Origin of the sequence: Pyxidicoccus fallax, assembly GCF_012933655.1 — a bacterium.
Lineage (GTDB): Bacteria > Myxococcota > Myxococcia > Myxococcales > Myxococcaceae > Myxococcus > Myxococcus fallax.
Map to the genome: position 1 here is coordinate 1 of NZ_JABBJJ010000394.1, position 10,800 is coordinate 10,800.

Annotated in this window: 10 protein-coding genes, 1 tRNA gene and 1 pseudogene; 8 read left to right on the forward strand and 4 right to left on the reverse strand. The window is 70.9% G+C overall.

The features are described 5' to 3' along the window. Both HG543_RS46180 and HG543_RS46185 read left to right on the forward strand, forming a co-directional pair. Positions 1 to 1,293: pseudogene (locus HG543_RS46180) on the forward strand (ABC transporter substrate-binding protein); the annotation flags it as partial. Between the two features lie 60 nt (positions 1,294 to 1,353). Then, a tRNA-Gly gene (locus HG543_RS46185) sits at positions 1,354 to 1,426 on the forward strand. Here HG543_RS46185 and HG543_RS46190 read toward each other — a convergent pair. Further along, on the reverse strand, positions 1,426 to 3,018 hold the full coding sequence (locus HG543_RS46190) for an MEDS domain-containing protein (RefSeq protein ID WP_169351354.1): 1,593 nt from the start codon (positions 3,016 to 3,018) through the stop codon (positions 1,426 to 1,428). The genes HG543_RS46185 and HG543_RS46190 overlap by 1 nt on opposite strands. A 166-nt stretch (positions 3,019 to 3,184) precedes the next feature. Between HG543_RS46190 and HG543_RS46195 the strand changes: the two genes are divergently transcribed. After that, positions 3,185 to 4,225 (forward strand): PA0069 family radical SAM protein, encoded by a 1,041-nt coding sequence (locus HG543_RS46195; RefSeq protein WP_169351355.1) that lies wholly within the window; start codon positions 3,185 to 3,187, stop codon positions 4,223 to 4,225. Between the two features lie 18 nt (positions 4,226 to 4,243). On the opposite strand, the gene HG543_RS46200 is transcribed toward HG543_RS46195, so the two are convergent. The 3 genes from HG543_RS46200 to serC form a co-directional block, all read right to left on the reverse strand. Beyond that, complete coding sequence (locus HG543_RS46200) at positions 4,244 to 4,498, reverse strand: GlsB/YeaQ/YmgE family stress response membrane protein (RefSeq protein WP_211194620.1); 255 nt, start codon at positions 4,496 to 4,498, stop codon at positions 4,244 to 4,246. Positions 4,499 to 4,701: 203 nt separating this feature from the next. Then, a complete protein-coding gene (locus tag HG543_RS46205) occupies positions 4,702 to 5,265 on the reverse strand; it encodes a chalcone isomerase family protein (protein WP_169351356.1) in 564 nt (187 codons plus the stop codon). Positions 5,266 to 5,304: 39 nt separating this feature from the next. After that, positions 5,305 to 6,393, reverse strand: a complete 1,089-nt coding sequence (gene serC, locus HG543_RS46210) for a 3-phosphoserine/phosphohydroxythreonine transaminase (RefSeq protein WP_169351357.1) — start codon at positions 6,391 to 6,393, stop codon at positions 5,305 to 5,307. 165 nt (positions 6,394 to 6,558) lie between these two features. Between serC and HG543_RS46215 the strand changes: the two genes are divergently transcribed. Genes HG543_RS46215 through HG543_RS55965 form a run of 5 tightly spaced genes read left to right on the forward strand, consistent with a single transcriptional unit; the run spans position 6,559 to position 10,698 of the window. After that, positions 6,559 to 7,134 carry a sigma-70 family RNA polymerase sigma factor gene (locus tag HG543_RS46215; RefSeq protein ID WP_171818412.1) on the forward strand — a complete coding sequence of 192 codons (576 nt, stop codon included), beginning with the start codon at positions 6,559 to 6,561 and terminating at the stop codon, positions 7,132 to 7,134. A gap of 6 nt (positions 7,135 to 7,140) precedes the next feature. Next, complete coding sequence (locus HG543_RS46220; RefSeq protein ID WP_169351359.1) at positions 7,141 to 7,956, forward strand: hypothetical protein; 816 nt, start codon at positions 7,141 to 7,143, stop codon at positions 7,954 to 7,956. A 10-nt stretch (positions 7,957 to 7,966) separates the two neighbouring features. Beyond that, positions 7,967 to 9,607 (forward strand): caspase family protein, encoded by a 1,641-nt coding sequence (locus tag HG543_RS46225; protein WP_169351361.1) that lies wholly within the window; start codon positions 7,967 to 7,969, stop codon positions 9,605 to 9,607. Next, a complete protein-coding gene (locus HG543_RS55960; protein WP_246357782.1) occupies positions 9,607 to 10,203 on the forward strand; it encodes a collagen binding domain-containing protein in 597 nt (198 codons plus the stop codon). The genes HG543_RS46225 and HG543_RS55960 overlap by 1 nt, the downstream gene beginning before the upstream one ends. A 3-nt stretch (positions 10,204 to 10,206) precedes the next feature. Then, positions 10,207 to 10,698 carry a hypothetical protein gene (locus HG543_RS55965; RefSeq protein ID WP_246357783.1) on the forward strand — a complete coding sequence of 164 codons (492 nt, stop codon included), beginning with the start codon at positions 10,207 to 10,209 and terminating at the stop codon, positions 10,696 to 10,698. Positions 10,699 to 10,800 lie beyond the last annotated feature (102 nt).

The following is a 10,800-nucleotide window of genomic DNA, read 5'->3' on the forward strand; positions in this document are numbered from 1 at the left end:
CCCCATGAGTATAAGAGACAGCCTCAAGGCACCTTCGCGGGAGGAGAGCCTCCTCCGCCCGCCCCGGGTGGCGAGGAGCCGCCAGCCCAGGCCCCGGAAGGCCAGCCCGCTCCGGAGGGCGAGGGTCCGCCGGCCCAGGCCGCGGAAGGGCAGCCCGGTCCGGGGGAGCTGGCCGGCCAGGCGGCGGCCCAGGCCGCGACGCAGGTGGCGGACGCCGGGACGGTGGTGCCGCCCGAGCCGCCGTCGGTGGCGCTGAAGATTGATTTGTCCGCGGTGGAGGGCGTGCGGCCGGAGCTGTCCGTGCTGTCCGCGGCGGAGGCGCCGCTGTTCACCCTGCGGGGCAAGGAGGGCGAGGCGCTGTCGCTGCGCAACATCGGCGTGCGCGCCACCGACCGCGTCGTCTACGTGGTGGTGAAGACGAGCTGGACGGGCACGGGCAAGGAGGCCCGCCGCACCTTCAGCTCCACCATGCCGTACACGCTCACCGTGGCGCAGGAGGCGGCCGGCGCCAGCGCGGAGCTGGAGCCCAACGACGAGTTGCACAAGGCCACGCCGCTGACGGCGGGCGGCTACCGCGAGGGCTTCCTGTCCCCCAAGGGCGACCTGGACCACTTCGTGCTGCGCACGTCCGAGCCGGTGCTGGCGAAGGTGGAGCTGTCCGGCGTGGAGCGGCTGGACCTGGTGCTGTCCATGGTGGAGCCCCCGCAGGGCGACGGCGAGAAGGAGACGGTGCTCCTGCGCGCCAACGACGGCGCGGTGAAGGAGCCCGAGCGCCTCAACAACGTGGCGTGCAACGACAGCTGCTGGTTCCGCGTGGAGGGCGCGTCGCGCAAGGTGGAAGGCAAGTGGGTGAAGGACTTCGAGAACGCGGAGCAGCCCTACCGCCTCTCCATCACCACGGTGCCGGACAACGGCGGCGAGGAGCGCGAGCCCAACAACACCGCGGACCGGGGGCAGGAGCTCACGTTGGGCAAGGCGGTGCGCGGCACGGTGTTCCCCGTGAAGGACACGGACTTCTACCGGCTGGACCTGTCGGACCGCCCGGTGCGCACGGCCATCCGCGCCACCCTGCTGGGCATCCTCAAGGTGGACGTGGGGCTGTACCTGCACCGCGTGCAGCCCGACGGGAAGCTGACGCTCGTGCAGACGGCCGACCGCGCCAAGGGCGACCAGCCCGAGGGCATCCGCTACAGCGCCGAGCCCGGCATCTACGTCTTCGAGGTGCGTGACGCGAGGAACCGGGAGTCCAACTTCCAGGACTCGTACCAGCTCACCGTCGAAGAGGGGGAGTAGCCCGACACTTCCCGTTGACAAGGCACGGGCCGCCCCCTACTTTGGCGCCTGTCTCGCCTCGCGGTGGTAGCTCAGTTGGTAGAGCACGAGCTTCCCAAGCTCGGGGTCGCGGGTTCGAATCCCGTCCGCCGCTCAACACTGAAGGCCGGTGGTCCTGAAGCCAGGACCGCCGGCCTTCTTGTTTTCGGCCACTTCCTGCCGCGCGCAGGGCGTCAGCGGCAGCTCCACCGTGAAGACGGAGCCCTTGCCCAGGCGGCTCTCCACGCGAATCTCCCCGCCCATGGCGTGCGCGAGCTGCTGGGCGATGTAGAGCCCCAGGCCGAGCCCGCCATAGTGCCGCTCGGGCACGGCGCGCTCGAACTTGCCGAAGATGCGGCCCAGGTTCTCCGGGGCGATGCCGATGCCCTCGTCCCGCACGCGCAGCCACGCCCGCTTCCCCTCCGCCCGTACCGTCAGGAAGACGGGCCGGCCCGCGCCGTACTTCAGGGCATTGGTCAGGAGATTCGTGACGACCTGCTCCAGCCGCTGCCGGTCCCACTGCCCCACCACCCCGGCGGGCGCGTCCACCACGAGCGCGCACTCCGCCCTCGCGGCCTCCTGGGCGAAGCGCCCCGCCACCTCCTCCAGCAGCTGCGAGGCGTCCACCTTCTCCGGCGCGAGCGTCAGCCGGCCCTCTGTCAGCCGGGCGACGTCCAGCAGCTCATTCACCAGGCCGGCCAGCTTGCGGACCTGCTGCTCCGCGCCCTCCACGGCGCGCACCACCTGCCCGGCCGGCACCTGGCCTCCCGGGGCGCGCGAGGCCTCGCGCTGGATGCCCTGCAGCTTGAGCTGCAGCGGGGTGAGCGGCGTCTTCAGCTCGTGGCTGGCGACGGAGAGGAACTCGTCGCGCAGGCGCACCGCCTCCTGTGCCTCGCGGTACAGGCGCGCGTTCTCCGCGGCCTGGTTCGCCAGCTGCTCGCCCAGCTCCACCAGCCGGCGCTCGCCGCCGCGCACCCGCTGGAGCTGGGAGACCATCCAGTCCACGCGCGTGGCGGCGGACTCCGTGCCCAGCACCATCTCCGGCGACTCGTAGAAGAGGTTCTCGTGGACCTCGTTGCCCACCACCGCCACCGGGTGCGTGCGCAACGTGTCGCGGATGATGTCCGCCGGGAAGCGCGCGCGGCTGTACTGGCAGATGGCCAGCGAGCGCGAGCCGGGGAAGAAGCGGTTGATGAGGGCTTCGTACTCGATGAGCCGCTCACACCCCGTCTCCGGCCCCAGCGCCCACGTCATCTCCCCGGTGACGCGCAGGCCGGTGAAGCCCTCCGCGAGCGCCGCGTCCTGCGTCTGCCCCAGGAAGGCAATCATCGCCTCCGGGTCGAACTCGCCGGAGCGCAGGTACGCGTCGCGCTTGGTGAGGAACCGCAGCGCCCCGCTCGCCCGCGCCGACTCCACGTCGATGCCCTGGGCGGCCATCGCGGCGGCGACCTCGTCCACGGCGCGCTCATCGACGATGTACGCGCAGCACTCGCCCCGGGTCAGCCCCTCCTGGAAGAAGGGCACCAGCGCGGCCATCTGCTCCTCGAACGTCTCGTAGATGAGGCAGACGTGGTCTCCATGCCCCAACCGGTGGAGCTGCTGGCCGAGGCCTCCCACCGTCTCGCCCGCTGCCTTGAGTGCTTCGGGAGCACTCTGGCCCGAGAGACTGGAGGGCATCGGCTGCGGGGGAACGGACAGGGAGTTCATGGGGGCTCTTTGGGACGGAAACTGGGAAGGCAGGCATCAATGCGCCCACGGTTCACCTCAACGCATCGCCGGGTGGTGGATATGCCCCTGACTGCCCGCTGGCCCGCTTGGGCGGACGGGCAGGCAGGCTCTTGACTGAACACGCTTTCAGCTTCACCCTGAGCGTGTGAAGGCGCGCCCCATCGACAATCCGCCCAACCCCTGGGCGAGCACCGCGGTGGAGTACCTGGACGAGATTCCGCCCTCGAAGCTGGAGGTGTGGGAGGACCACAGCCGGCAGGTGGTGTCGCGCAACGACAGCCCGGATGTGTGCTTCACCTGGAGCGTCAACCCGTACCGCGGCTGCCTGCACGCCTGCGCGTACTGCTACGCCCGGCCCACGCACCAGTACCTGGACCTGGGCGCGGGCACGGACTTCGAGACGAAGCTGGTGGTGAAGCCGCGCGCCCCGGAGCTGCTGCGCGAGGCCTTCGACAAGCCCTCGTGGAAGGGAGAGACGGTCGTCTTCAGCGGCGTCACCGACTGCTACCAGCCGCTGGAGGCCTCACTGCGCCTCACCCGCGCCTGCCTGGAGGTGTGCGCCGAGTACCGCAACCCGGTGGGCATCATCACCAAGGGCGTGCTGATTGAACGGGACATCGACGTGCTCCAGCGCCTGGCCCGGGATGCGCGGCTGTGGGTGAGCATCAGCCTGCCCTTCCACAACGCGGAGCTGGCGCGCGCCATGGAGCCGTACGCGGCCTCCCCGCAGCGGCGGCTGCTGGCCATACGGCGGCTCACCGAGGCCGGCATCGACGTGGCGGTGTCCGTCTCGCCCATCATCCCCGGGCTCAACGACGAGGACATCCACCGGGTGCTGGCCGCCGCGCGCGAGGCCGGCGCCACCCGCGCCCATCACACCCTGGTGCGCCTGCCGGGGCCCGTGCAGGAGGTCTTCGAGGAGCGCCTGCGCGCGAAGCTGCCCCTGCGCGCCGAGCGCGTGCTGCACCGCATCCGCGAGACGCGCGGCGGGGAACTCACCGACTCGCGCTTCAAGAGCCGCATGCGCGGCGAGGGGCTCTACGCGGAGACCATCCACCGCCTCTTCCACACGGCGGCGCGCAAGGCCGGCATCCGCACCTCGTCCGTCACCGAGCCCGACGCCCCGGACACCTTCCGGCGCCCGGAGCGCAAGCCGCCGCCCTCGCCGCAGCTCAGCCTCTTCTGAGGGCTCGCGGGGCCGGCCCTACTTCCGTAGGGCTTGTAGGACGGTGATGAGCAGGACGGCACCTCCGGTGGCCACCGCCAGCGAGTAGAGGTTGAGGCCCGTCACCGGGGCGCCGCCCAGGTGGCTGGCAATCCACCCGCCAATCAGGGCCCCGACGATGCCGGTGGCGATGTTGGCGAACAACCCCATGCGGGCATTGGTGCCCTTGATCATGCTGGCAATCCAGCCCGCCAGCCCTCCGAGCACCAGCCACGTGCAGATACCGATACCCATCACGTCCTCCTTCGTTGCCACCGGGTGCTATCAGACCTGCCACCCCCGTCCAGCCGGGGACACACGTCCATACGACTGAACCGCCGGGGGATTGCCGCACCGCGCCCCACCCGAGACGACGACGCCCCGTGGCTCGCGAGGGAGACACGGGGCGCCTGGGAATCCAGGGACGCGCGAACCGATGCGTCCGTGAAGGGGCCCGCTCAGTCCTTCTTGCCGAGCATCCCGTCCTTCAGGCTGCCGTCCACGGGGTTCTTCCCCACGAAGACGGAGAAGAGCGCGTCCGCGAAGTCCTTGCCCTCCACGGTGATCTGCTGGCCGCCCTTGGCGCTCTGCACGCGGGTGCCCTGGCCGGGGACGTAGGTGAGGATGAGCTCGTCACCCTTCTTCACGTCGGTGACGGCCGAGTTGAACGTGTCCAGCTTGGGCTGGAGCTCCGCCATCTTCGAGCCCGCGTTCTTCTTGAAGGCGTCGCCGATGGCGTCGGTGATGGTCTTCTTGTCCAGGTCGCGCAGCATGTACATGCGCACGCGCTTGATTTCGTCGGCGTTGATGAGCTTCGCCCCGTCCTGGGACGGGTTCTCCACGTACAGCCCCGCCGTGTAGACCTTGAAGACGAGCTTGGTGCGCAGGCCCACCCCGTTGAGCTTCAGCTCCTTGCCCTCGACGGTGGCGGTCTCCGGGTACTTCACGCCGGCGACATCCTTGGCGAAGGCGGGCACCGCGAGCAGCAGGGACAGCGCGACGGCGGACAGCGTGGCTTTCATGAAACCTCCGGTTGGAAAATCCGTGGGGTTGGACGCAGCCTAGCCGCGCGTCTTCACGAAGTGGTCCATGAAGGTGGCCAGGGTGCGCACATTCTCCACCGTCACCGCGTTGTACGTGGAGACGCGGATGCCGCCCGCGGTGCGGTGGCCCTTCAGGCCCACCATGCCGGCCTTCTTCGCCTCGGCGACGAAGGCGGCGTTCAGCTCCTCCGAGGGCAGGTGGAAGACGACGTTCATCACTGAACGGGACTCGCGCTCCACGGGGGCGCGGTAGAAGCCGGAGTTGCGGTCGATGGCGCCATAGAGCAGCGCGGCCTTCTCGCGGTTCTGCCGCTCCATCTGCTCCAGGCCGCCCAGGCCCTTCATCCACGCCAGCACGTTGCGCACCAGGTAGATGGCGAAGGTGGGGGGCGTGTTGTAGAGCGAGTTGTTCTCCGCGTGGGTGGTGTAGCGGAAGAACTTGGGAATGTCCTTGCGGCCCCGGGCGATGAAGGCCTTGTCCGCCACCACCAGCGTCACGCCGGACGGGCCCAGGTTCTTCTGCGCGCCCGCGTAGATGAGCCCGAAGCGGCTCACGTCGATGCGCTTCCACAGGAAGTCCGAGCTCATGTCCGCCACCAGCGGCACGTTGCCCACGTCCGGGAAGGTGTGCCACTGCGTCCCGTAGATGGTGTTGTTGCTGGTGAGGTGGACGTAGGCGGCCTTCGCGTCGAGCTTCAGCTCGTCCTGGCGCGGCACGCGCGTGTAGTGCTTGTCCGGCTGGACGGTGGTGGCCGCGACGCGGGGCTTGCCGTAGTACTTCGCCTCCTCGAAGGCCTTCTCGCTCCACACTCCCGTCATCAGGTAGTCCGCGCCCGTGTCCGGGGTGAGGAAGTTCATCGGCACCTGGGCGAACTGCTGCGAGGCGCCCCCGGTGAGGAAGAGGACCTGGTGGGTAGCGGGAATGCCCAGCAGCTCCGTCAGGAGCGAGATGGCCTCGTCGTGGACCGCCTCGTACTCCTTGCCCCGGTGGCTGTGCTCCATGACGGACATGCCGGAGCCCTGGAAGTCGAGCAGCTCGTCCCGGGCCCGTTCCAGGGCGGGAAGGGGGAGGCCAGCGGGACCAGGGTTGAAGTTGATGACGCGCATGGCAGTGTCCTTTGGAAAATGAACGCCAGGGCCGGCATTCTTCCCCCTGGTCCCCCCCCGGGGGCCAGCGTGAAGGAGGCTGTCCGGCTGCTTCCCGGCACAATCGCCGGGTATTCCTGGATGCGATGCGTGGCCGGCGGGGATTTCCGCGGGTCTGGAGGTCAGGTGGGTTCCTCGGAGGGGTTGACCGAATGGGTTCGGCGCGCGGCGCGGGGGGAAACGTCCGCCTACAGTGAGCTGTACCGGCGCACGCGTCCCATGGTCGCGAGGCTGGTGGCGGGGTTCGCCCCGCTGGACCCGGACGAGGTGGAGGATGTCATCCAGGAGACGTTCGTCCGGGCCTTCAAGGCGCTGCCGCGGCTGAAGGAGGCGGGGGCGTTCGAGGCGTGGCTCCTGTCCATCGCCCGGAACCGGGCACGGACGCGGTTGGAGCGCAAAGCAAGTACGCGGCGGCTGGAGGACGATGTGGCGGACCCGGAGCCGGAGACGGTTCCGCACATCCCCGAGGCCCTCCAATTGGAGCGCGACATCGAGGTGGTGCGGCGGCTCATCGCAGAGCTGCCCGAGGGCGAGGAGAAGCGGACGGTGCAGCTCTTCTACATTGAGGGCGAGCTGTCCGCGCGAGAGATTGCCGAGAAGCTCGGCGTGGGAAAGAGCGCAGTGACGATGCGACTGGAGCGGTTCCGGTCCCGCATCAAGCGCGAGCTGCTCCGGCGGGTGCTCGCCGGTCGGTGGGAGTGAGACGTGATGAGACACCTCGATGCCGACGCGATGAGCGCCCTCGCCCGCCGGGAGCCGGAGGCGGTGGCGTACTTCCGCGAGCACCTGGCCCGCCCGTGCGACACCTGCGAGGACTTCCTCGCCACGCACGCGGGCCCCAACCTGCTCGACGGGCAGGTGGACGCGGCCCTGCTGGCGGCGGGCCCCGTGGCCCAGAAGGCGAAGGAAGCCCCGCTGGACGAGGTGGGCTTCGCCCGCGTGCGCCGGGGAATGAAGGGAAGCCGGCCGGACATCCGGCGCTGGGGGCTGGCCGCGGGCGCCATCGCCGCGTGCCTCCTGGCCGTGGTGGTGGTGCCCCGCATGCGCGCGGAGGACCCGGCGGTGCAGGCCGGCACCGAGTGGGACGGCATCAAGGGCCCCGGCGGCAGCATCGACCTGGAGCTGGCGGTGGTGGCGCGCGGCGCCAATGGCGAGCTGCGCCGGTTGGACCCGCAGTCCGCGGTGGCCGAGTCGGACGTGCTGCTCTTGCGCTACCACGCCACCGAGGCGGGCACCGCCCTGCTCTTCCAGCAGCGGGCCGGCCAGGGGCCGGAGCTGCTCGGCCGCTTCCCGCTGGAGGCGGGCATGCATGACCTGCAGGGGCCGCAGGGCCTGGCCGGCGTCAGCCTGGAGGGCGAGTCGGGGCCGGTGACGCTGTGGCTCGTCGGCTCGGCCGGCAGACAGGAGCCCACGCCCGACACGGTGCGGGAAGTGTTGGTGGGTGGAAGTGCGGCCCGGGAGCGCAGCCGGCTGGCGGTGACGCGGTTCGACGTCAGCGTCCGAAGCGGTCAGAATCGCCGCTGACCGCATGACCGTGAGGCACCTCCTTCCCATCCTGCTGGCGGGCCTGGCCGCGTGCGCGGGCCCCTCTTCCGTGGAGAAGGGCGGACTCGTACCGCTCAAGCTCGACGAGGAGGCGCTGTCCAGCGCGTACACGCCGCGGCGCATGGCCCTGCTGGTGGGCATCGCCGAGTTCGACGACCCGCACTGGCGCGGGCTGCGCTACACCACCAAGGACGCCACGGACCTGGCGGACGCGCTGAAGGACCCGGCGCGCGGCCGGTTCGATCACGTGCGCGTGCTCACCCGCCCGGAGGAGACCACGCGCGCGTCCATCCTCGCGGCGCTGCGGGAGCTCAAGCGGCAGGCGCACCGGCCGGACGACGTGGTGGTGGTGTACTTCTCCGCGCACGGCACGCTGGCGCGCGACAACCAGGGCGAGCTGCGGCGCTACCTCGTCACGCGCGACGCGTCCTTCCGCGCCATTCCCCAGACGGCGCTGTCCATGGACGCGCTGAAGGCGGAGTTCGACGGGCTGTCCAGCCGGCGGCGGCTGCTGGTGCTGGCCACCTGCCACAGCGGCAGCGGCAAGTCGCTCCTGCCCAAGGAACTGGAGGCGGAGCTGGCCGGCATCAAGGCGGGCTTCTACGCGCGGCCGTTGGAGGAGTCGTCGCGCGCGTCCGTGGTGCTCGCCGCCTGTGACTGGGGCGAGACGGCGCGCGAGGACGAGGGCCTGCGCAACGACATCTACACCCACTTCCTCATCGACGGGCTGGGCGGCGCGGCGGACCGCAACGTGGACGGCGCCGTCACCGCCACCGAGGCACACGACTACGCCCGGCGGCGCACCTTCGCCTTCACGGAAGGGCGGCAGCGCCCCTCGGCGGAAATCCTGGAAGTGGGCGCGGACCCGGTGGTGCTGTCGGGCAGCATCGCCCGGACGGGCCGGCCGGAGCTGTTCTCCTACAACCCCCGGCTGGACGGCTTCACCCTCAAGGTGGACGGCGAGCCGCGCACGGACCTGCCGGGTGGCGCGGCGGTGGTGCCCGGCAAGCGCACGGTGGAGCTGACCAAGGGCGACGCGGTGCTGGTGCGCCGCGAGGTGGACGTGGCCAACGGGGAGCGGCTGCCCCTGGAGCGGCTCCTGATGGAGGCCTTCCCGCGGCGCTCGCTGTCGCTGCTGGGCGGCATGTTCACCTTCGCGGACGCGCGCAGCCGCGACGAGCTGCTGCCCCGGGCGCCGGAGGTGGCGCTGTCCCTGCGGCTGGAGGACCGGCCGCTGCCGGACTTCGCGCTGCTCTTCGACGTGGGCTTCAGCACCGGCCGGCAGTCGCTCGTCGTCGCGCCGGGCAGCAAGGTGCCCTTCAGCTACACCACCTTCACCGCCGGGGCGGCCCTGCCCTACCTGTGGCGGTGGGAGCGGCTGACCCTCTTCGCGGGCCCCCGTGTGGCCGGTCTGTACCTGGGGCGGTCTTTCGACGTGGAGGCCTTCGCGGGAGGCCAGAGTTTCTTCACTCTGAGCCCCGGCGTGGTGGGTGGCGTGGTGCTGCGGGTCGGTGAGCGGCTGGAGCTGATGTCACAGGCCCAGCTCATGCTGACGTACGTGGTGGTGGATGGGCGGGGACAGGCCGTTGGCTTCACCGGTGGCTGGGCCGGTGCGGGGTATCGGTTCTGATGCGCTCGACTCTTCACAACATCGCGATGGCCGCGCTCCTCGCCCTGGGCATGGCGGCGTGCGGCAACCTGCGCAATGACCCGTTCCGGGTGGGCACCGTGCGCGGCCAGCTCACCGAGTACGACTCCGCCGTGGCGATGGTGTCCCTGGTGGGCCAGCCGGGAGTCATCAGCAAGGTGGACGCCGAGGGGCGCTTCGCCCTCGAGAACGTGCCCGCGGGTCCGGTGGAGCTCTTCATCATCGCCACCGCCGCGAAGGCCACGCGGGTGGGCGTGACGGTGCAGGGCGGGCAGTCCATTGAAGTGAAGGACGTGGCCCCGAGGGCCGCGGGCTTCTTCGAGATGCGGGTGAAGGCCAAGGGCGGCGAGAAGCTGACGGGCGCGCAGGTGTCCGTGGTGGGCACGCCCCTGCAGCGGCTGCTGCTGGACGACAAGGGCCGCCTGCGGGTGGGCCCGCTGCCGGACGGCTGCTACGCGGTGGCGGTGTCCGCCATCGGCTTCCCGCTCGTCCAGGCCGAGGCGTGCGTGGGGACGGGGGAGCAGAAGGAACTCAAGGTCGACCTCGAGGCGGACGAGGACCACGTCAACCGCGGCTGAGCGGTGACGGGCTGCGCGGACGGCCTGGTGTGCGCGCCCAACAACAACAAGTGCGTCGAGTGCTACGAGGACTCGCACTGCGGCGCGGACCTGCAGTGCCAGGGCTTCCGCTGCGAGGGCCCGGGCGCGCAGTGCGCCGCGTGTGACGGCGACTGGAAGTGCCAGGGCGGCACGAGCTGCCAGGACCTGCCCGAGGGCGGCGCGGCGTGTTTGAAGTCGTGTAACTCGGACTCCAGTGGGAACGCGTGCGACGCGGGCTTCACCTGCCAGGGCGGCCGGTGCCTGCCGGACGCGGCGCGCTTCGAGGGCTGCTACGCGCTGGGGGCCCTCAACACGTCGTGCAACTCGGACGCGATGTGCCGCGACCAGGGGCTGACCGACGGCGTCTGCGTGGACAGCGCGTGCACCGTGCCCTGCACCACGAACAAGGAGTGCCCTGGCTCCATGCGCTGCGAGGACTCCGCCGCCGGCCGCGTCTGCCGGCCGCGCAACTGAGCCGTGACGCCCCTGCCCCGTCCCCGCGCCCGACTGGCCCTGCTGGCGCTCGCGGCCGCCAGCCTCTGGGGCTGTGACTCGTCTCCGGCGCCCCCGCTGCCC